Annotated in this window: 17 protein-coding genes; 14 read left to right on the forward strand and 3 right to left on the reverse strand. The window is 52.2% G+C overall.

Annotated elements, in window-relative coordinates; all coding sequences use genetic code 11:
* Positions 1-83: 83 nt before the first annotated feature.
* The gene (locus tag ACP26L_RS13525) at positions 84-719 is read right to left on the reverse strand and encodes a glycoside hydrolase family 11 protein (RefSeq protein WP_426453193.1); all 636 of its coding nucleotides are present in this window, start codon (positions 717-719) and stop codon (positions 84-86) included.
* Positions 720-1046: 327 nt separating this feature from the next.
* On the opposite strand from ACP26L_RS13525, the gene ACP26L_RS13530 reads away from it, so the two are divergent.
* The 3 genes from ACP26L_RS13530 to ACP26L_RS13540 all read left to right on the forward strand — a co-directional run bounded on the left by ACP26L_RS13530 (position 1047) and on the right by ACP26L_RS13540 (position 2724).
* Positions 1047-1529, forward strand: a complete 483-nt coding sequence (locus ACP26L_RS13530; protein WP_426453195.1) for a DUF2975 domain-containing protein — start codon at positions 1047-1049, stop codon at positions 1527-1529.
* A gap of 10 nt (positions 1530-1539) precedes the next feature.
* Positions 1540-1767, forward strand: a complete 228-nt coding sequence (locus tag ACP26L_RS13535; protein ID WP_426453197.1) for a helix-turn-helix domain-containing protein — start codon at positions 1540-1542, stop codon at positions 1765-1767.
* Between the two features lie 180 nt (positions 1768-1947).
* Positions 1948-2724 carry a DUF817 domain-containing protein gene (locus ACP26L_RS13540; protein WP_426454926.1) on the forward strand — a complete coding sequence of 259 codons (777 nt, stop codon included), beginning with the start codon at positions 1948-1950 and terminating at the stop codon, positions 2722-2724.
* An 88-nt stretch (positions 2725-2812) separates the two neighbouring features.
* Here ACP26L_RS13540 and ACP26L_RS13545 read toward each other — a convergent pair whose 3' ends face one another.
* Complete coding sequence (locus tag ACP26L_RS13545; protein WP_426453199.1) at positions 2813-3706, reverse strand: LysR family transcriptional regulator; 894 nt, start codon at positions 3704-3706, stop codon at positions 2813-2815.
* 115 nt (positions 3707-3821) lie between these two features.
* Here ACP26L_RS13545 and ACP26L_RS13550 point away from each other — a divergent pair, with 115 nt between their 5' ends.
* Positions 3822-5225 (forward strand): MFS transporter, encoded by a 1404-nt coding sequence (locus ACP26L_RS13550; RefSeq protein WP_426453201.1) that lies wholly within the window; start codon positions 3822-3824, stop codon positions 5223-5225.
* Positions 5226-5287: 62 nt separating this feature from the next.
* Here ACP26L_RS13550 and ACP26L_RS13555 read toward each other — a convergent pair whose 3' ends face one another.
* Positions 5288-6103, reverse strand: coding sequence for a TetR/AcrR family transcriptional regulator (locus ACP26L_RS13555; RefSeq protein WP_426453203.1), 816 nt, complete (start codon positions 6101-6103; stop codon positions 5288-5290).
* Positions 6104-6302: 199 nt separating this feature from the next.
* On the opposite strand from ACP26L_RS13555, the gene ACP26L_RS13560 reads away from it, so the two are divergent.
* From ACP26L_RS13560 to ACP26L_RS13605, 10 genes are all read left to right on the forward strand, one after another.
* Entirely contained in the window at positions 6303-7499 is a 1197-nt protein-coding gene (locus ACP26L_RS13560; protein ID WP_426454928.1) for an FAD-dependent monooxygenase, read from the forward strand.
* A 136-nt stretch (positions 7500-7635) separates the two neighbouring features.
* Positions 7636-8973, forward strand: coding sequence for a replication initiation protein (locus ACP26L_RS13565; RefSeq protein ID WP_426453205.1), 1338 nt, complete (start codon positions 7636-7638; stop codon positions 8971-8973).
* Between the two features lie 1536 nt (positions 8974-10509).
* On the forward strand, positions 10510-11904 hold the full coding sequence (locus tag ACP26L_RS13570; RefSeq protein WP_426453207.1) for a hypothetical protein: 1395 nt from the start codon (positions 10510-10512) through the stop codon (positions 11902-11904).
* 125 nt (positions 11905-12029) lie between these two features.
* Positions 12030-12350 (forward strand): hypothetical protein, encoded by a 321-nt coding sequence (locus tag ACP26L_RS13575; protein WP_426453208.1) that lies wholly within the window; start codon positions 12030-12032, stop codon positions 12348-12350.
* A 162-nt stretch (positions 12351-12512) separates the two neighbouring features.
* On the forward strand, positions 12513-13496 hold the full coding sequence (locus ACP26L_RS13580) for a glycoside hydrolase family 43 protein (protein ID WP_426453210.1): 984 nt from the start codon (positions 12513-12515) through the stop codon (positions 13494-13496).
* 150 nt (positions 13497-13646) lie between these two features.
* Positions 13647-14603, forward strand: coding sequence for a sugar-binding protein (locus ACP26L_RS13585; protein WP_426453212.1), 957 nt, complete (start codon positions 13647-13649; stop codon positions 14601-14603).
* Positions 14600-16066, forward strand: a complete 1467-nt coding sequence (locus tag ACP26L_RS13590; RefSeq protein ID WP_426453214.1) for a sensor histidine kinase — start codon at positions 14600-14602, stop codon at positions 16064-16066. The genes ACP26L_RS13585 and ACP26L_RS13590 overlap by 4 nt, the downstream gene beginning before the upstream one ends.
* Entirely contained in the window at positions 16059-17657 is a 1599-nt protein-coding gene (locus ACP26L_RS13595; protein WP_426453215.1) for a helix-turn-helix domain-containing protein, read from the forward strand. The genes ACP26L_RS13590 and ACP26L_RS13595 overlap by 8 nt, the downstream gene beginning before the upstream one ends.
* 248 nt (positions 17658-17905) lie before the next feature.
* Entirely contained in the window at positions 17906-19006 is a 1101-nt protein-coding gene (xylF, locus tag ACP26L_RS13600; RefSeq protein WP_426453216.1) for a D-xylose ABC transporter substrate-binding protein, read from the forward strand.
* 83 nt (positions 19007-19089) lie between these two features.
* Positions 19090-20601, forward strand: coding sequence for a xylose ABC transporter ATP-binding protein (locus ACP26L_RS13605; protein WP_426453218.1), 1512 nt, complete (start codon positions 19090-19092; stop codon positions 20599-20601).
* The last annotated feature ends 59 nt before the right edge of the window (positions 20602-20660 follow it).

Below are 20660 nucleotides of genomic sequence, written 5' to 3' on the forward strand. Positions count from 1 at the left end.
AGCCATATCAACAATGAATAGACCTTATTCCATAGCAGGGAAACGATCCGGCATCCGGCAGCAACCTGCTTGCAGGTGCCCTGTTACCAGACGGTGACGTCCGATTTCCCGCTGCTCTGATATCCCTCTGTCGCGAGCACCTGGTAAGACCAACTCGTTCCCAGATTCATACCTTTACTCTTCCATGCGTTAACATGGTTGCTGAACGTGATCGTGGCGTTGCTTCCGGTCGGTCTTTTCGACTGCCGGACACTCCAGTACTGGGTGAACGTTTGTGTGCCGTCAATGGAAGGGGCGTTGTACCGCGTAGTCGTATAGATGTCATAAGTGCCCCCATCGGAGGTCACGGTGCCTTTATGCGTTCCGGTAGGCCGATAAGTGCCCCAGCTGTCAACGACGTAATATTCGATGAGTGAGTTTCTTGTCCATCCGTAGAGCGTCAAATAACCATTGCCGGAAGGCGCCCAGACGCCGGCATTGTAGTTGATTACCCTGGTTGGTGATCCGGTTCCCCAGCCTTTACCGACCACAAAGTTGCCGGTATTCGACCATGTGACACTATAGTTGCCGCCGGATCCATTGACCGCATTAACCGTCCCGCCGCCATCGGTCCAATTCTGCCAATAGTCTGTCGCTGCATGAGTAGGGGCTGCAAACAAGCTGAAACTCATGGAAACTGCAGCAAGCACCGTCAACATTTTCTTCTTCAATTTAAACATAAAGAACCTCCTAAAACGTAGTTTGTTTGTTGCTGCTTCCCTGCAATACTGCTAATCGGTTGTTCCTCGCATTCACCTCCTCGATAAGGAAAATTATAGAAGGTAAGCGTATACATAACAACGTAACAAATTAAAGTTTTACCCCAATTTTTTTAACTTTCGCTATGGGCGAAAAAAATCAGGTCAGCATTTCTACGGAAAGGGGAAGATTGTGGGGTGGCCATCATAACAATAATAATACATTAATTAAAAGTAATAATTTATTGTAAAACGATATATTTTATGTTAGAGTCAATGTAAATTTAAGAATGAAGCGAGGGGCTTGTTATGGAACGAGGGACAACACTCTTTTTAAAGGCTGCTGTGATTCTTATGGGCATCCCGGTTCTTGCTTTGTGCATTTTCTTGGTGCCTGAGATAGCGAATTTTGCAGCGGAATTGTATCCGGATCACACGTATCTGAAATATCTCGTCTTCATCGATTTGTATGCAACGGCGATCCCTTATTACTTTGCTCTGTATCAAGCTTTTAAGCTCTTGAACTATATTGACAAGAACAAAGCTTTCTCAGAGCTATCTGTAGTCGTGCTGAAGAAAATAAAATACTGTGCAGTCACCATCAGCGGTTTGTATGTGGCAGGCATGCCGCTCTACTATCTCATTGCGGAGAAAGACGATGCCCCGGGCCTCATCGTCATCGGATTGGTTTTGATTTTTGCCTCCTTGGTGATTGCCGTTTTTGCTGCCGTACTCCAGAAGCTGTTACAAGAGGCTATTGATATAAAATCAGAGAATGATCTGACGGTCTGAGGTGACGAACATGGCGATTATAATCAATGTTGATGTGATGCTGGCGAAAAGAAAAATGAGCGTAACCGAGCTTTCGGAGAGGGTTGGAATCACCATGGCGAACCTTTCCATATTGAAAAATGGAAAAGCAAAAGCGATTCGATTATCCACGTTAGATGCGATTTGTAAGGCTTTAGAATGTCAGCCTGGCGATATTTTAGAATACAGAGCGGACACAGACGCCGACATCACCGAGTAAAGAATAACGGGGAAGCGCAGGGGAATGACAGAGGGAAAGTTTGCCGCAGCGAACTTTCCTTTGTTATCGTTACACGCAAGCTGCGAGGGATAACCTATGATGAAAAACCGTTTAGTTGAAGAGAGGAGGCCGTGCTGTTCGATGTCCTTTACTTTTGCGCACCGGACCTACGCGTTTCCCATGAAACCGGTCATACAACTGCTGCATTTTGGCTATCATCAGGCGATGAGCTGCATTTTTCCTGTTTCGATCTTCAGCACGCTAGCTCTATCCAGCGTAAGCGAAGTGCCCTTCCTTTACCGCTATGATGCCATTCTTCTTATCCTGCTTGCCGTGCAGTACCTGATGTACCGCAGCGGATTAGAGACACGCGATGAAATCAAAGTGATCTGCGTATTTCATCTGATCGGATTGGTGCTGGAAGTGTACAAAGTAGGGATGGGCTCTTGGTCCTACCCTGAGTCCGCGTATACGAAGCTGTTCGGTGTGCCGCTCTATAGCGGATTTATGTATGCAAGTGTAGCCAGCTTTATGTGTCAGGTATGGCGCAGACTGAAGATGGAGATGACCGGCTGGCCGGGGCTTGCTTCTGCGGGATTGCTGGGGGGAGCCATCTATCTGAACTTTTTCACGCATCATTTCATTCCCGATTTTCGTTGGTGGCTGACGGCGCTTGTGGTGATTGTCTTTTGGAGAACTTGGATCATATACAGGGTTCGGAACATGACGTATCGAATGCCCTTAACCCTTGCGTTTTTCATTGTAGGCTTTTTTATCTGGTTAGCCGAGAATATAGCTACATTCTTTAATGCTTGGAAATATCCGGATCAGCACCAAGCCTGGCAGCTGGTCAGCTTCAGTAAGATCAGTTCGTGGTTCCTTCTCGTCATCATCAGCGTCATTATTGTTGCCCAGCTGAAGCATGTGAAAGCAGGCCTGAAGCCGAAAAAGGAATGATAGCTGGGTCGAAAGCGAAGGCAGCCGGTCAGGACGATCGGCTGCTCTGGGTTCAAGTACAAGAATGGATAGCTCACCGGGACTTGGGTCAAATCGCACGCTGAGAATGGGTCAGCGCCTCGAAATAGTCCGCTACAACCTCACGGAATTCCAGTGCAGCCCCCGAAATGTACCGGCTCTTGTGCCATAGCAGGGCGATCTCCCGTACCAAGCCGTGATCCTCTACCTGGAGATAATGGATAGGTTCCCACGCATTCCTCGCCGTGCTCGGGATGAAGGCCAGTCCGATGTCGGCTTCCACCAGAGCGCTCAGCCTCGCAGGTTCATCTCCCTCATACACATACTTAGGTACAAACCCGACCGATTGGCAAACCGCGTCTACAAAATTGCGGATGCCGTAGCCTTTTTTGACTCCGACAAATGATTCATCCCTTATTTCGTTCAAGGATACGCTGCTTCGGCCAGCCAGCCGGTGCCCTTTAGGAACCGCTACGAGGATGGGGTCCGTATAGACGATCTGACATTCAATGTCATCCGCGTGGAGAGGAGGGGAGGATAAGCAAAAATCGACCTCCCCTCTATGAAGCAGCGTAACCATTTCCTGCATACTTAGCATCTGCACATGAATGGGGACATGGGGCCGCTTTGTGCGAAACTCTCGAAGGATCTGGGGCAGCGTGCTTGCGGTGGTCACCGCCAATTCGAGTGTTCGATGCTCCGGGCTTGACAAATCGCGAAGCTCCTGCTTCCCCTGTTCCAATTCAAACAAGGCCCTTTCGGCACGGCGAAGAAAGGTGCTTCCGAACTCATTCAATCGCAGCTTCCTCCCTGTACGATCGAATAGAGGTGCTCCCAGATCCTCCTCCAACCGTTGAATGGTTTTGCTTAAGGACGATTGAGTCACATGCAGACTTCGTGCAGCCTCGGTTACATGCTCCAAGCGGGCGACCGCGAGAAAATATTGCAGTTGAAGAAGCTCCATAAGGCACCGCCATTCATTCCTTGTAGTCAATGAAATTATAACATGAAATGCGTTGGAATAAATGAAGGATCTCCCGTACGATAGCATCAATACGTTTTGGGGGAGGAAGTAACCAATGAATGCTAACAGCAGGTGGCTGATGATCGCCGTTGGACTGGGGATCTTATTGAACCCCTTGAATTCTTCGATGATCGCTGTCGCTATTGCAAGACTGCAGCAGGTGTACAGCCTTGATTTTACCGCAGTTTCCTGGATTATTTTTTCTTTCTACATTGCCAGCGCGATCGCTCAGCCGGTCATGGGCAAGGCCAGTGATGTATTCGGCCGCAGGAGAATATTCCTGGCAGGTCTGGTGATCTCCTTCGCTGCATCCTTACTGGCTCCCTTGTCGCCAACCTTTGGATGGCTTATCGTGTCCCGCATCCTGCAGTCCATCGGAACAAGTATGATGGCAGCGGTTGGAATGGCCATTGTACGGGTTCATATTACGGAGAAAAGAGCGACTGCGCTCTCGATTTTGTCGATGTTCCTGTCGGGAGCGGCAGCGATCGGTCCTTTTGTTGGCGGGGCCTTGATTCAATGGGGGGACTGGCCTGCGATCTTTCTCGTCAATATTCCGCTCACAGCCGCGGGCTTTATGTTAGCCTGGAAGAGGATTCCCAAGGACGAACCGGCCGCATCCCTTGTACAAGGCATGTCCCTTCGCCAAGGGTTGGCTTTGGTTGATGCGTACGGGGTGCTGCTCTTCGTGGGGGGACTGGTTGCTCTGCTCGTTGGCTTGCTGTCAGCCAAATCATCCGGGCATGTCTCCTTCAGCCATGTGATGGCGGTGGTGATCGGTCTATTGGCGCTCGCGGCTTTCGTAAGACACGAGTTGCAAACGGCGTCGCCCTTTATTCCTTTGCGCACCTTCGCCCAGTATCCCGCCATGACTTGGGTCAATATTCAATTCATGCTTGTGAACCTGCTTTTTTACGCTCTCTTCTTCGGGCTTCCGTCTTACCTGCAAATGGTTCGCCATGTCAGCGAGTTCCATACAGGGATGCTCATGCTGACACTAGGTTTGAGCTCACTCGCTGCTTCACCTGTGGCAGGACGATGGATCGATAAATCCGGACCGAGACCCGCACTAATCGTATCCGCCCTACTGATGACCCTCGGTTCCGTGTGGATCGTGACCTTAACTCCAACTTCACCGGTGATCAGCGTGAGCTTGGCGTTAGCCGCCTTCGGCGTCAGCAACGGGCTGAACGCTGTGGGTATGCAGGCGGCTTTGTTTAGCAGTTCTCCCAAAGAAATGGCCGGAACAGCCTCCGGACTATTCAATACATCGAGATATTTGGGCACCATCGCATCTTCATTGCTGACAGGCATCATCATGGGAGGCGCCTTCAGCTTCGAAGGATTTCGACGGCTTGGGATGATCCTCGCGCTTATTGCTTTCGTCTTGGTCGTTATGAATCTGCGGTCCCGGAATGCAGGGTCAGGGTCATTGGAAAAGTCTTCATCTATATCCTAGGCCGATCACGATCGGGCATATAATGGTGGTGCGGAGATAGAAAAAGCCCGGAGAAGCTGAATTTACAGCGGCTCCGGGCTTTTTGGGGATCCATCCCGCTCCTGCTCCTGCATACGCTTTGCAGTAATATAATGCTCGATCCCATCCAGGATTCTCGCGAGAGCAAAATCAAATTCAAAACCATAAGGATGCTCATCCTTGATCCCATCCTCATCCGGTGAATAAGCGCCCGCAAGGAAGACAGGCCGCAGATAGGGAAAGCGTTCCGAAGTCACGAGCTGCTCCAACGCTGCAGTATAGCTCACTCCGGGGACAGGACCTGAGTTCACGCCGGTCCGGACGGCGCGGTCCATATCCCGCCCAAAAAAGCTATAGATCCGTGCATGACTGGTAAGCATGACCACGATAGAGATCATCTCCTGGTGATCTAATGGAAGGTGCTGCATAATCCCCAGCGCCCAGTCTACAAAACGCAAGTTGTTCGGGGTGATCGGGATCCCGGAGGCAGGAATATCGCACAGCCAGGGGTGATCCTGATAGCATCGCATAATGGCCATAACAAAAATGCTCATATTTTCACGCCAATCGGCGGAAATCTCTTCCGGCAGAGAAATCTCAAATGCGGCATCCTGCATAAGAAGGATGAGATCTTCTTTGCTTGGAACGTACCGGTAGAGGGCCATGGTTGTAAATCCCAAGGATGCGGCGACCTTGTTCATCGAAACAGCGGCCAGACCTTCCTTATCGGCTATGGCGGCGGCGGCCCCGACGATCTGCTTCAGACTCATGACGCGTTTGGGCCCCCGCTGAGTGGATTTGACCAATCCCCAGCTGAGCGCCACACCGCGAGGTAAAGCTTCTTCATATTTGTTATCCATCGATTGTACCTTCCTTGCGGCTGAGAATCGTCAGTGACCATTCATCGGATAGGGAGCTGTAACCGCCAAACTGTAATAAATTTTGATTGCATCTTTTATTGTATATATCATATACTGTTTATGCAATACACAATTTAACTTACAAGCCGATGCAATCCCGCTGATTTTATTTCATTATATGATGGAGTGGAGCTTATCTATGGGAGAACTAAAGCGAATTCTTATATCAGGAGCAAGTATAGCCGGACCGGCACTCGCCTACTGGCTTCAGACGTACGGTTATGAGGTGACGATCGTAGAGCGGGCCCCCGCGTTGCGACGAGGCGGTTACGGGGTCGATGTTCGGGGAGCGGCTATTTCCGTGCTTCAACGGATGGGTATACTCGATCAGGTACGCGCAGCGGATACGGGGATGACGGGTGTTTATTTTGTAGACAGCCATGGCAGGATCAAAGGCCGGATCAGCGAAGCGGGGATGGGCAACCGGCCGGAGCTGGACATCGAAGTCATGCGGGATGATTTAACGGACATCTTGTACCGATTGACCAAGGACACCGTCCATTACATTTGGAATGATTCCATCACCGCCATTCAGGAGACCGAAGAGGGGACGGAGGTCCACTTTGCTCATGGCAAGCCGCAAACATTCGATTTGGTTGTCGGGGCGGACGGTCTTCATTCCCATGTTCGCAGGCTGACCTTTGGGGATGAAGCGCAGTTTAAACGTACGCTTGGATGCTATATCTCCATCTTTACCACCCGCAATGATCTTCATCTTAAGCACTGTCAGCAGTTGTATACCATTCCCGGCAAAACGGTAGGCCTGTATTCCGCACGCGATAACAGCGAGGCAAAGGGAATGTTTATATTTAAGTCGGCTCCGCTCCAATACGACCGGCACGATTCCGAAGCCCAGAAGCAGCTCGCAGCCGATCAGTTCAGCAGGGAGACGGGCTGGGAAACCCAGCGCCTGCTGCATGCCATGAAAGAGGCGGAGGATTTTTACTTTGATGAAATATGCCAAATCCATATGCCTGCCTGGTCTAAAGGCCGTGTTGCACTTGTAGGGGATGCGGCTTATGGCCCGTCCCCCCTTTCCGGGCAGGGCACGAGCCTCGCCCTTGTCGGAGCTTATGTATTGGCCGGTGAGTTGAAGCGTGCGCAGGGGGATTATACCAAGGCTTTTGCAGCCTACGAACAAGAGATGAGACAGTTTGTAGAAAAGAATCAGAAAATCGGCCTCACGGCAGCCGGAGGAATGGTCGCCAGCTCAAGCTTCCAAATTACGCTGCAAAGCTGGATGCTTCGTATCCCGTTCGTTATGAATGCCATGTTCCATATGATTTCGAACAGCATAGCAAAAGCCGCAAGCGTAATCGAGTTAAAAAGGTACTGACGGATCCTGCGGCAGTCAGGTCGGCTTCCTCTTGGTGTATGGGACCCGAATTCCAAGGTTTAGTAAACGGAGACCTGCGAAGAGTGTATTGTAATTCTCCCTTTCTTATAGGAAAATACAGAGGGGAGGGCGACTTATGCCAAGAGGAAAGAAGACTCAAGAAGCAAGCAAGGCAGGGACACAGCAAAAGTCCCTCGCCGGTAAACTCATTCGGGAACTAGAAATGAAGGGCGAAGAAACGCCAGCCTCTTCTTCCATAGATGAGCAGGATACGAAACCCCGTTCCACACCAAAGCCCAAAGTAAAATCGAGCATTATCCGTCTGGCCGACAAAGCGGAAGCGATGGCGGAGAAACTCATCCGCCAAATCGAGCAGAGCACAAACCCGGATGATGTGACATCCGTTGAAGATCTGTTGAAAGAGTCGGCATCCAAGCTCGATTCGACCAAATCTTATCTTACGAAAGATATCACGGAGGCCAGTGTCTATCTGCTTCAAAAGCTGTCTCAGATTGTCAGTGAAACCTCCAGCGTCGTGGATAACTTGAGCCTGACCAAGAACCAATACGCGCGGCAGATCATCAAGCTCGCGAAGGAGATGCGTGAGCGAAAGAAAACGCAGCCGATGGAACTGAATCTAATGGCAAGCAACCCTTTCTTCACAGGCATTCCCAACAGCTACAAAGAGAAGGTGAAGGAAACGGGTTTGGCGGAAGTCGTCAAAAACGGCACCAAAACCTTGGAATACCAAAACAGCGAAGGCTTGTATTTGTCCGAGTTTGATAAGCGCGTCTTCACGGCCCTGACTTCCATCTGGGTGGACCAGAACTGCAAACAAATATTCAAGTTTACGGAATTCGAACTCCTGCGGCGGCTGGAGATGAACCCCAAGGGAGGCATGCAGCATAAGCGTGTTCGCGATTCCCTCAGGGCGCTGACCACAACCCAAATCGTGATCAAGGAGTTCTATGAAAAGAAAAACGCCAACCGCATCGTAACCAGCAAGTTTCACTTGGTCGCGTCCGAAACGACGATCGAGGAATACAGCAAGGATGACGGGAAGCTGCAGTCCCGGGAGTACCAGTTCCAGTTCGCGGATCAGATCCGGCAGTCGTTCCAGGACGGGTACACGACGCTGATCTCCCTGGGGATTCTCGATACCTTGAATACGAAGACCTCCAGAGAGCTGTACCAGCTCCTATGTACGATCCGCGATATGGCCCCGCAGGAACAGTTCAAGTATACGGTGGAGGCCGGCGCTTTCGATGTCTCGCTTACGGAAATCAGCGAGTATATGCACTTGGCCAATAATGAATACGACAACCGTCGGAATATCCTCAAGGCCTGTGAGGAATTGAAGGAAGTCTATGTACTTCAGGACTATGTCAAACTGGGCACCGGCCGTTCCTGCAGTGCCATCCGGTTCTACCCGGGCACCCTGTTGAAAAAAGAAGAAGTTAAGGCACTAACATAGGGATAAGTCATGAGACCTTAGGGGTCTCTTTTTTTTGTGGATAAAATCATTTTTTGATTTCGCCTGTGGAGCAAAAAAAATTTTATAAGTCGAATTTTCTCCTATTTTGGCGGATTGGGGAGCGGCGGAGGCGCTTCTCGTCTGTTCGTTAGTACAACCTTCCAGTACGCGGCCTTTGGCAGGGAATCCGTTCGCTAGTACAACCTATTCACCTCTCATCGTTGTCTCCCGATCTGTTCGCCGGTACAACCTGTGTGAACTCTTCAATGAATACGAATCTGTTCGCCAGTACAACCTGATCTTTATACGCCTGCGTCCCCTTCTTCGCTGACCCGGCTGTTTACCGGAATGCTAATCTGTCCGCTAGTACAACCGATATTCTTGGTGACAAGGAACGGAGTCTGTTGGTCAGCATGATTCCTATGGCAGCTATTCGAATAAGGAAGAAGCATGCTGTGAAGAGAAGGATCCCCTTGTTGATAACACATCGCTCCGCTCCGCATTATCCCCAACCTGTTCGCTAGTACAACCGGTAGTTTATGAAAAAACAAAAATGTAAGCTTGCTGCTGCAAGAAATCGTTCCGGTATCTGTTCGCTAGTACAACCTATACCACTGCGCAGCCCCCAGCGAATCTGTTCATTAGTACAACCTGTTATGATGAAGGGGGAGTGTACCCGGTCTAATCGGCGTACGATTGGCTGGGAACAACTTAGGCTGTAGGTTCCCGCAAATATCCCTTGGTCGAATACAAAACCACGGGCTCCCATCCGTTCGGCAGGCCTCGCCGTGTAATCTGTTCGCTAGTACAACCGGTTCCGTTTTTTACCTTTACGCCAATCTGTCCGCTAGTACAACCCCATTCGGGGAGGACTCCGATGACGAATCTGTTGGCTAGTACAACCTTTATTCTATGGATCCGTTCCGGGTGAATCTGTCCGGCAGTACAACCTAGTTGTTCCTGGTATCCGCTGGGAAAAGAGTCCGAATCTGTTGGCTAGTACAACCTTTTTGGGCTTTAGAGGAGGGTGGTTCGGGGGATTGGCAAATGGGATAAACATGTGTAATATCGTATAAGGTTAATAAAAAAAAGACCCTACAGAGGGTCGGGCCAGATCGCAAAGGTGTTGGAAGCACCCGTGATCTGATTGGAAGAAAAGAAAAGCGAATCCACTCGCAGCGTGTTGGAAGCACGGCTGCCGGGAAGTCCCATGCCGCTAGACTTGGAAGGTCTTTGGCGCTGGGCAGTGACGTTTGATTGAAGGAAGGACCTGATCCACCGCTGTGAGTTAAACGCCTATGCCGTCCAATGAAGGACGATGTGCGTTTATTAACCCTATCAGATGTCGGAAACGAGCTGTCGCAAGTGATCCTATCTGACCATTCAAGAACAGACAGTGACCGGTTTGCAGTAAAACCAGGGTCTTCTTCAAGCACGTCTAAATTCATTATAGCAATGATACCCGCCGGGTTCAATCACTATATACATTATTAACCAATGAAATTCCTTCTAAATTTCGGGAAAGGAGAGACGAAGATGATCTACAAAGATACGTATCACCTCATGATGAACAGTCTCTCCTCGACCGAAATCGATGCCTGTCTTGCCATGCTGCTTTATGTGGACTGGGAGAACCGTCTTCGCATCAGACCGGACCACCTGGCAAGACAAATCGGCACGACCTCCAAGTACATGGGGGATATGGTGCGCAAGTTTCTCAGTGATAAGAAGGTGCTCAGCAAGGAGCGTAAGGAAGACCCGTATGCCTTCCGCTTCGGGCAAAGCTCCCTTCTATATGACGAGAGAACCACGCGGTACGGGAAGAAGTTCAGTTTGTACTACACTCCCGAGTTCCGCTCGCTGTCTTTGAACGCGAAGCGGCTGCTCATCATGGCGTTATGCCGGATCAGCGAAACCCAGGATACCGTGTTTCATATCCCAAGGCTTCGTCTTGTCCGCACGGCTGGACAAGAAGGACGTCTGCCGCTGACAAGCACGCAGCTGCTTCACGTGCTTGAGGAAATTCGCAGCGCGGAGCTCCCGGGTCTGGCATCCGCGGAGATCGTGCAGTACCAGGGTGAGGAGAATGTAGTGATCCACTTCTCCGACGATATTCAACAAGCTTACCTTGAGAACCATACGGAAATGAATCTTTTAAAGCGCGAGCTTTTTAAGTTAGGCCTGCATCGCCTTGTACCGAGCGATGAGCTTTGCCATGCCCTGCTGTCCGTAGGATACCATCTCTTCAAGTCCATGCTGGATTCGGAAAGCGCCTTGAACCGCAGAGAAGGAGATGCGGAGGAGCGCCGCAAAGGGATTCTGCGCATGGCACGTCATATGTATAATACCGCCCTGGCCCGCTTATCCGCATCCTTCTCGGTCAAACGAATGGATCTGACGCATAAGGACAAGCTTGCGGCTTATTTCAGCGCCATTGTCCATGAAGTGATGACTCAGGAGATGGCTTCCTGCCATTACCAGGTACTGCAGCAGGAGAGTCTGCTTTGCTATTATATGGATAGGACTGGGCAAGAGGGGATCTCCTACGGCGGCCCGGAAGTACAGGCACTCGTGCAGCATATCGATGGCATGAGGAGAGTGGCGGCTGTACTCGAGACCGTCTGCCAGCAGTGGCTGCTGTCCAGGGTAGCGACGCTGTCGAAAGACGTAGCGGAAGCCGAGCGTTCCCTATCAGACCGGGAGGGAATTCTGGAGCGCCGCGGCTGGACCAGCATTGAGGACGGGAAGGCGCAGCTCCGGAAGCTGCTTAAGCATGAGGAGGAACTCCTGACGGCCATGAGAGCTCATGTGGGCAGCGGAATGCGTGTACCCGCCGGAGCGCTCGAGGAAGCCATGGAGCGATACTTTATCGAGATCCAATCCCGCACAGCCGATCTTGCGGCGAAGAACCTCCGCATGAGAACCGCATAAAGACACCGAGCACTGGTAAGAGCTGATATAGCCCGATACGAGTGCCGTTCGGCGTTTCCGTATCGTTATAACCCAAGCAGTTCCGTTGATCCGACGGAGCTGCTTTTTTATTTTTTCATCTTTTCATGTGGATAAGCGCCCTCATCACAGTTATTTTATCCACAGAAACGCTGGCTTGCTGTCCTGTGAATAAGACGCGGCAGGACGTAAATTATCATTTATCCACTGTGGATAAGAAAATTGGACTTGTAGAACAAGGGGGACACGCTGTAAACGAAAAGTCTCGGGTTGAGGATGCAAGCGGACGGCTGTTTTTTAATCGGGGAAGATGGCTGTCATGCTTGCCCCAGCAGGTTTTTTTTCAAAAAGTTATCATGATATTAAATGATGTTATTCATGTATTAGTTTGTTCATTGGATTTATCCATTGATTTATTACTGACATAAGCATGAATAGATAACAGATTCATCATCTAAACTTTTAACGGAAAGTTCTTTAATTTGTGTGTCCCACCGGAGCGGCGCGATCCTCTACAATGAGATTGAACCTATAAGCGACGATCTTATAACAGAGAGCGGGCACTTGAAGCCTGGGAAGGAAGCGATACCATGTCAAAACCGGTAAAAGCGAACGAGCCTCTGGTCACCCATATCTATACGGCGGACCCCTCGGCGCATGTATTTGATGGCAAGCTTTACATTTATCCTTCTCACGACCTGGACCGGAACCATGCCTCGAATGATAACGGCGACCAATACGATATGGAAGACTACCATGTTCTCTCCATGGATGATACGGAATCGGCGTGCATCGATCATGGGGAAGCCCTGCATATCCGGGATGTTCCGTGGGCCTCCAAACAAATGTGGGCTCCCGATGCCGCTTTCCGGAACGGAAGCTATTATTTATTTTTCCCGGCCAGAGATCACGATGGGGTGTTTCGTATCGGCGCAGCGAAGAGCTCCTCACCCGCCGGGCCCTTTATTCCCGAGCCCCATTACATCGCGGGAAGCTTCAGCATAGATCCGGCCGTCTTGGTAGACGAGGACCAGCGGGCTTATATGTACTTCGGCGGGCTGTGGGGCGGACAATTGGAGAAATGGCGTACAGGCGAATACGTTTCCGAGGCCGAGGGGCCTGCCAAGGAGGAGCCGGCGCTCGGACCCCGGGTGGCCGAATTGAGCGAAGATCTGCTGGCTTTTCAAGGGGAGCCGGAAGAAATACTCATTGTGGATGATCAGGGGAAGCCGCTAACCGCAGGGGATGAGGAACGACGGTATTTTGAGGGACCGTGGGTTCATAAGTACCGAGGGAAGTACTACCTGTCCTATTCCACGGGAACGACGCACAAGATTGTGTATGCCGTGAGTGAGCACCCCAAGGGACCCTTCGTCTTCCAGGGAACGATTCTGTCTCCCGTCATCGGCTGGACGACGCATCACTCGATCGTGCAGTTTCGTGACAAGTGGTATTTATTCTATCATGACAGCTCCCTGTCGGGAGGCGCGGATAATAAGCGGTGCGTCAAGTTCACGGAGCTCCAGTATAACGAGGACGGTACGATCCGCCCCATTGATCCATACAAGAGCTAGCCCGGAAACCTGCCCGAAAGCCTTCCCCTATGAGAAGGCTTTTTTCGATTGTATAATTACCGGAAAAGGGTTCCTGGTGTGTGATGTCAAGCGCACACTTCAAACCTGCAGTGAGGTGAGGCAATGGCGGATAAGAGGTGGTTTCTAAGCATGGGGCTGGTGATGATTGTGTTCTGCTTTTTCTTTGGCCGGTTTGTCCATTCATCCCAGGAGATTCAGCTGATTGCCCGTCAACTGAAGGAGGACCAGCCGGCCCGTGTGAACAGGCACATCGTACTGATTGTACAGGAGCTGGGGCATCCGTATTGGCAGCTGGTTGCGAACGGAGCCGCGGAAGCGGCCCGGGCCGATCAGATGGACATTGAAATTGTAGGTCCCGTTCACCACAGCATGGAGGAACAAATTCAACTGCTGGAGAAAGCCATTGCCTCCCGTGTGGACGGAATCATCGTGCAGGGATTAAACGACGAGAAGTTCACTCCCGTGATTAACAGGGCGGCGGAGAAGGGGATTCCCACACTGACGATCGACACGGATGCCCCGACGAGCAAGCGGCTCGCTTACGTAGGGACGGATAATAAGGCGGCGGGCAGGATCCTGGGGCAGCTTGTCGTACGGAAGACCGGCGGCAGCGGAACCATAGGTATCCTCATCGGAAGCGAATCTGCGGAGAATCAGCTGCAGCGTCTGCAGGGGCTGCGCAGTATTGTAAGCGAATACAAAGGACTGCGTATCGTGGACGTGCGGGCTTCGAATATCTCGGCGATGGAGGCTATCCAGCAGGCGGCGGATATGCTGCAAGCGCATCCGGACATCACGATTATGGCAGGGACCAGCGCTACGGATGCGCTGGGAATCCTCCAGGCCGCGAAGAGTATGAACCGGAGCGACATTGCCATTATCGGCTTCGATGATTTGGAGGAAACGCTGGATGCCGTTCGTCAAGGAGAGATCGACGCCACCGTCGTTCAGCAGCCCTTTTGGATGGGGGCCACGTCCGTCCATCTTCTCCGTGACTACTTTAGTGGAAAATCACTTCCCTCCACCCTGCATGCCCAAGTGGAGATCATTGAATCGAACAGTCCTGATACCGGGAGGCTGCCATGACCATCCGACTGAGGCTTTTTATTTTTATCCCCCTGCTGGTGCTCTTGATGAGCTTCGTCTCCTACTTTCTGTTTGAGAGCAGCCGAAGCGCGCAGGAGAGCTATCACTTGTTCATGAACCGGATTCTGCTCTATAAGCAGGTGTCCCGCGAAAGCAAGGAGGTGATGCAGGATCTGAACCGGTATGTGATTCAGGTAAGCGCCGAAAGCTATCCCGATCTCGTCTTCCACTTGAACAGCCTGCACCATCTTCAGGATGAGCTGTACCGCTTGGAGAAGAACGAAACGAATGCCATAGCGATTGGCAACTATATCAACTTGATGGGTACCTTTATGGAACAGGCATGGAATATGGCAGAGGATACCGAAACCCAGGAGCCCAAGAGTAAGGCAAGCGCGTATCTTCAGGCGGATCAGCTCTCCCGCTTTATCAGCGAAGAGGGGCAGGCTATGGTGGATCTGGAGCTGGAGAACTACCGCCCCCTGTATGAGAAGCTCATGAAGATCACAGAAGATATGAACCGGCTTGGCGTGTATCTTGTCATTACGGTGGCTCTGCTCAGCATCCTGTTCTCCCTGTGGCTATCGAGCAGCATCAGCCGTCCGATCCTGCAGCTCGTATTGACGGCCAAGCAGATTTCGAGAGGAAATCTGGATACGAAAGCCCCAGAACTGCAGACCGGTAATGAGATCGGCATTCTGTGCCGGACCTTTAACCACATGATCGATAATATCCAGGAACTCATGGTGAAGAACCTGGAGAGTTTGAAGAAGGAGCGGATGGTGAAAGAATTGGAGCTGAAAATGCTGCAGAGCCAAATTAACCCGCACTTTTTGTTCAATACGCTTAATGTCATCGCGAAGATGGCTTATATCGAAGGGGCCGAAAAGACAAGTGACCTGACGGTATCCGTCTCCCGTCTGCTGCGATATAACCTTCAAAAGCTCGATCATCCGGTCACGCTGCGGGAGGAGGTGTTCCACGCGGAGGAGTACATGGCGATACAGAAGGAACGCTTCGGAGACCGGATCCGGTTCATCACCGAGATCGACGAGGAGGCGCTGGGATGGTGGACTCCCTGCCTGACCCTCCAGCCGCTGCTGGAGAATGCCATCGTGCATGGGATTGAGCATCTGGAAGAAGGGGCGGTACTCCGGCTGTCCATCCGAAGGAAGGAGGATCGGGCATGCATCGAAGTGGCGGACAATGGGGCGGGGATGGATCCGGAGATCCGAGACCGGCTGATCCGCTCCGCCCGGGAGGACGTACAGCACCCCTTCAGCGGAAAGGGGAAATCTTCGGGACTCGGTACGGCCAATGTATTCAAGCGGCTGCACTTGTTCTATGATGGCTCGCAGACCATCGAGATTCGGAGCGGGATCGGAGAAGGCACCACGGTCAGGCTGACGTTCCCCTCTTCAGCGAGGGCAGAAGAAACGGAGTGGAGGTGTCACGGTGTATAAACTGCTGATAGCCGATGACGAAGCGTGGGAGAGGGAGGGGCTCGAGCTGATGGTGAGCCGCATGATGCCGGTCCAGTTCCAGTTCATCCATGCGGAGAACGGCCGGAAGGCGATACAGGCGGCGGAAGAGGCGCACCCGGACTTTATCTTTATGGATATCAAGATGCCCGGGATTCAGGGGCTGGACGCCGTTAAGGAGATCAACCGGCGGCTGCCGGGTGTCCGTATCGTCCTCGTCACCGCACATGAGTATTTTGCTTATGCCAAAGAAGCCTTGGCTTTGGGAGTCAAGGACTATATTCTGAAGCCGGCCAAAAGAGAGGAAATCATGTCCCTGCTCCGCAGGATGATCTCCGAGCTGGAAGCGGAAAAAGGAAAAAGACAGGAAGAGCTGGAGATAAAGGAGAAGTTACACCGGCTCCTGCCGCTGGCGGAAAATGAACTGACCCTTATGCTCCTGACGGACAGCGTGCACGATCTGGATTGCCGGCAGCTTGCAGAGCTGTTCGATCTCCGCTGGGACCGGGGGTACGCCATGGTGATCTCCTTCCCGTTCAAAGAGCAAAAGGATTGGGATGCTTTCCATTCGCGAAGAAAGGAAGTCTACGAGAGCGTGAAACAGTATCTGAAGCCCCAGCTGCCCTGCTTGATCAGTCCCATGATCGGCAGCCGAATGGCCGTATTCATCCCTGCTTCGCCGCAGGAGGCCGGTCTGTCCCACCGGGTGCAATCGCTGCGGTGGGGAGAGGGGGTGCAGGCACGGATGGATGGGATCTTCGGCCTGTCCGTAAGGGTCGGGATCGGTTCCTTGAAGGAGGGGCTGGACGGACTGCGGCTCTCTTACCAGGAAGCCGCGGCAGCCGCAGCCGGCAGCATGGAAGAGGGGACGGTCTGTCACGCAGACGATATCCTGGTGAGCTGCCGGGGAGAGCAGGGCCGAATTACAATGGAAGAGGAACGTAAGCTGCTCGATTCCCTGTACCGGCGGAACCGGGAGGAGACCGCTTTGTATTTTTCCCAGGTGCTTGATCGGATGCTGGTGGCAGCGGGCGGGAATATACGGATGTGCAGGGATGAGATCAGCGCCATGCTGATCTCCCTTGCGCGGCAGACGGGAAATCGCGCTCCGGCTGAGATTTTGGAGCCATTTGCCGGAGTGGACGGCAGCGCCGTATTGCGGCAGACGGCACTGGAGCTTATGGAACAAATGATGGAGGAGATGAGCAGGGAGAGGGAGGACCGCAAAATCCATGCCGTCGAAAGGGCAAAGCTGTACCTGGCGGAAAGGTATTCGTCGGATATCTCGATGGAACAGACGGCGGAACACGTCAATCTCAGCCCTTATTATTTCAGCCGAATCTTCAAGCTGCATACGGGGGAGACCTTTGTCGACTACCTCACCCGTCTGAGGATCAGCGAGGCCAAACGGTTATTGGAGAGGGAGGAGCTCAGCTTCAAGGAAATCTGCTATGAAGTCGGGTACCACGACCCGAGTTATTTTAGCCGGATTTTCAAAAAAACAGCAGGCTGTACGCCCTCGGAGTATCGTCAGCAGTCCGGCCGGCATACCTTCCGGGCGAAACGGGAGTGAATAGCCGGTGTTCAGAGCCTTCCGTTCAGGCAGCGGAAGGTTCTTTAAGCTGGCATTTTTTTGCTGCCCTGGAGCAACAAATTACCAATTCTTGAAATTCGATGGACCCGCTTTCAAGTCGGGTCAAAGCTGTGCTGCATCAAGGCAAAGGAGTGCATGCCGCCATAGTGGGCACCCGCCTGCCCCTTTGTTACAGTAAATGTAAGCGGATTCCGCTTGATATTCTGGATCACAAGGGGAGAACAAGAATGAACCCATGGCGTAAAGGAACGAGTTGGGGCTTGAGCGGACTGCTGCTGATTGCTGTAGTGTCGGGATGCGGTGTCGTATCGACGGACAATCAGACGGCCAATCCTGCCGGCACGACGGCTGAGAAGAAGGATGACGGCAAGCTTGTCATCGGGATGTCGATGGATACGCTGAAGGAAGAACGATGGCAGAAGGACCGGGATCTGTTCACTGCGAAGGTGAAGGAGCTGGGTGGTGATGTGAAAGTCCTGGCAGCCAATGGGGACGATTCTACGCAGCTCAGCCAAGCGGAGCAGCTGATCTCGCAGGGAGTGGACGTGCTCGTGATCATTCCGCATAACGCCGAAGCTACCGCACCCATCGTTGAGAAGGCCCATAAAGAGGGGATCAAAGTCATCTCGTATGACCGGCTGATCAAAAATTCCGATGTGGACTACTATGTCTCCTTCGATAATGTCCGGGTAGGCGAAATGCAGGCGAAGGCGATCACGGAAAAGGTGTCCAAAGGGAACTTTGTGTATATCGGCGGAGCGGACACGGATAACAATGCCCATATGTTCAAGCAGGGGGCGATGAACATCCTGAAAGCGCTGCAGGACAAGGGCGATATTAAAATTGTATACGACCAATTCTCCAAAGATTGGAAGCCGGAAGAGGCCTTGAAGAATATGGAGAATGCGCTTACCGCCAATAACAACAACATTCAAGCGGTTGTGGCGGCGAACGACGGTACGGCGGGCGGCGCGATCCAGGCACTGACCGCCCAAGGCATGGCGGGCAAAATTCCGGTATCCGGCCAGGATGCCGACTTGGCCGCCGTACAGCGTATTGCCGAAGGCAAGCAGACGATGACGGTTTATAAGCCGATTAAGGCGATCGCGAGCAAGGCGGCGGAGATGGCCGTTGCTCTTGCGAAGAACGGCCGGGTTGATGGGGTATCGGGCAAGGTCAACAATGGCAAAATCGATGTTCCGTCTATCCTGCTTGATCCGATCGCCGTTGAGAAGGCCAATTTGGCAGATACGGTGATCAAGGACGGGTACCACAAGCTGGAGGACGTCTATAAGAACGTACCGAAGGATCAGTGGCCGAAGCCGTAATGTCTGTCCGACAGGGGGCGATGAGGGATGGCGCCCCCTCCCAATGGGGTGTATGGATATCGAAGGGTAAGGAGCTGGCGGCTATGCTCGCATTAGAAATGGTGAACATCACCAAAGAATTTCCCGGCGTCAAGGCGCTTCACCAGGTGAATTTCAATGTTAGGGAAGGGGAAATTCATGCGCTCTGCGGTGAGAACGGGGCAGGCAAATCGACGCTCATGAAGGTCCTGAGCGGTCTGTATTCCTCAGAGACTTATACGGGCGAGATCCGTATACAGGGGGAAACCAAACCGTTTCACAGTATTATCGATGCGGAGCAGGCGGGGATTTCCATCATTCATCAAGAGCTTGCCTTGGTGAAGGACATGACCGTCGGGGAGAACATTTTCCTGGGACGGGAACCGACCAAGCGGGGGATGATCGAGTGGGACCGGCTTTACCACGATGCCTCCGTCTGGCTGAAACGGGTGGGTCTTCATGTGAGCCCGGACTCTAATATAGGAACGCTCGGCATCGGTCAACAGCAGCTGGTGGAGATCGCGAAGGCACTGTCCAAGCATACCCGGATTCTGATCCTGGATGAACCGACAGCCGCTTTGACGGAAAGCGAAGTGGAGATTCTGATGGATATTCTGGATCAGCTTCGCCGGAACGGAGTTTCCTGTATCTATATCTCTCATAAAATGCCTGAGGTGTTCCGAATATCCGACCGGATTACGGTGCTGCGCGATGGTCAAACGATTACCACACTGGACACCGGCCAAACGAACGAGGATCAGGTCATCTCTTTGATGGTCGGACGCGAGCTGACGGACCGCTACCCTCGTGTGGAGCATACCCCGGGAGAAGTGGTGCTGGAAGTCCGCGGCTATTCGGTATGGCATCCAGACAATAAAGATCAGAAGTTGATCAAACAGGTTGATCTTACGCTCCGTAAAGGCGAAATCTTGGGCATCGCAGGTCTGATGGGTGCTGGACGGACCGAGCTTGTCACTTCTCTGTTCGGGGCATACGAAGGGAGGTCCGAAGGCGAAGTAAGGATCGAAGGGCAGACCGTACGGATCCGAACGGTTGCCGATGCCATCCGCGCAGGCATCGGATTGGTATCCGAAGACCGCAAGCGTCAGGGATTGGTGCTGGCCATGGATGTCAAGACGAATACGACGCTTGCCACAATGGACCGTGTCTCCAGGTACGGGATGATTAACGACAATGAAGAGATCAAGTGGGGGCAGAAGTATGTAGAGGAACTGAAAACGAAGACGTCTTCCCTGGAAACACCGGTCGGCACCTTATCCGGCGGCAACCAGCAGAAGGTGGTCATCGCCAAGTGGCTGATGTCGAGCCCCAGGATCCTGATCATGGACGAACCGACGCGCGGAATTGATGTGGGGGCCAAATATGAAATCTATCATCTGATGAACCGCCTGGTGGATCAAGGCGTCGCGATCATCATGATCTCCTCCGAGCTTCCGGAGATTCTCGGCATGAGTGACCGGATCCTGGTAATGTGCGAGGGGCAGTTTGTCCGAGAGATGGACTACCGGCAGGCCACGCAGGAAAAAATTATGTTCGCTGCAGCGGGAGGAAAATAAAAATGACGACGGTTACGCAGCCTGATACGAATCCGGAAGGAGCCAGCCGGCGGCCGGCC

This window comes from Paenibacillus sp. S-38 (assembly GCF_049942825.1).
In the GTDB taxonomy this organism is placed as follows: Bacteria; Bacillota; Bacilli; order Paenibacillales; family NBRC-103111; genus Paenibacillus_G.

Excerpts from the sequence above, each read along its gene's own strand:
- ACP26L_RS13590 (WP_426453214.1), top strand. The coding sequence starts at position 14,600 with ATGACCATCCGACTGAGGCTTTTTATTTTTATCCCCCTGCTGGTGCTC.
- ACP26L_RS13575 (WP_426453208.1), top strand. The coding sequence starts at position 12,030 with ATGTGGATAAGCGCCCTCATCACAGTTATTTTATCCACAGAAACGCTG.
- ACP26L_RS13605 (WP_426453218.1), top strand. The coding sequence starts at position 19,090 with ATGCTCGCATTAGAAATGGTGAACATCACCAAAGAATTTCCCGGCGTC.
- ACP26L_RS13585 (WP_426453212.1), top strand. The coding sequence starts at position 13,647 with ATGGGGCTGGTGATGATTGTGTTCTGCTTTTTCTTTGGCCGGTTTGTC.
- ACP26L_RS13565 (WP_426453205.1), top strand. The coding sequence starts at position 7,636 with ATGCCAAGAGGAAAGAAGACTCAAGAAGCAAGCAAGGCAGGGACACAG.
- ACP26L_RS13570 (WP_426453207.1), top strand. The coding sequence starts at position 10,510 with ATGATCTACAAAGATACGTATCACCTCATGATGAACAGTCTCTCCTCG.
- ACP26L_RS13555 (WP_426453203.1), bottom strand. The coding sequence starts at position 6,103 with ATGGATAACAAATATGAAGAAGCTTTACCTCGCGGTGTGGCGCTCAGC.
- ACP26L_RS13560 (WP_426454928.1), top strand. The coding sequence starts at position 6,303 with ATGGGAGAACTAAAGCGAATTCTTATATCAGGAGCAAGTATAGCCGGA.
- ACP26L_RS13545 (WP_426453199.1), bottom strand. The coding sequence starts at position 3,706 with ATGGAGCTTCTTCAACTGCAATATTTTCTCGCGGTCGCCCGCTTGGAG.
- ACP26L_RS13540 (WP_426454926.1), top strand. The coding sequence starts at position 1,948 with ATGAAACCGGTCATACAACTGCTGCATTTTGGCTATCATCAGGCGATG.
- xylF (WP_426453216.1), top strand. The coding sequence starts at position 17,906 with ATGAACCCATGGCGTAAAGGAACGAGTTGGGGCTTGAGCGGACTGCTG.
- ACP26L_RS13530 (WP_426453195.1), top strand. The coding sequence starts at position 1,047 with ATGGAACGAGGGACAACACTCTTTTTAAAGGCTGCTGTGATTCTTATG.
- ACP26L_RS13550 (WP_426453201.1), top strand. The coding sequence starts at position 3,822 with ATGAATGCTAACAGCAGGTGGCTGATGATCGCCGTTGGACTGGGGATC.
- ACP26L_RS13580 (WP_426453210.1), top strand. The coding sequence starts at position 12,513 with ATGTCAAAACCGGTAAAAGCGAACGAGCCTCTGGTCACCCATATCTAT.
- ACP26L_RS13525 (WP_426453193.1), bottom strand. The coding sequence starts at position 719 with ATGTTTAAATTGAAGAAGAAAATGTTGACGGTGCTTGCTGCAGTTTCC.
- ACP26L_RS13535 (WP_426453197.1), top strand. The coding sequence starts at position 1,540 with ATGGCGATTATAATCAATGTTGATGTGATGCTGGCGAAAAGAAAAATG.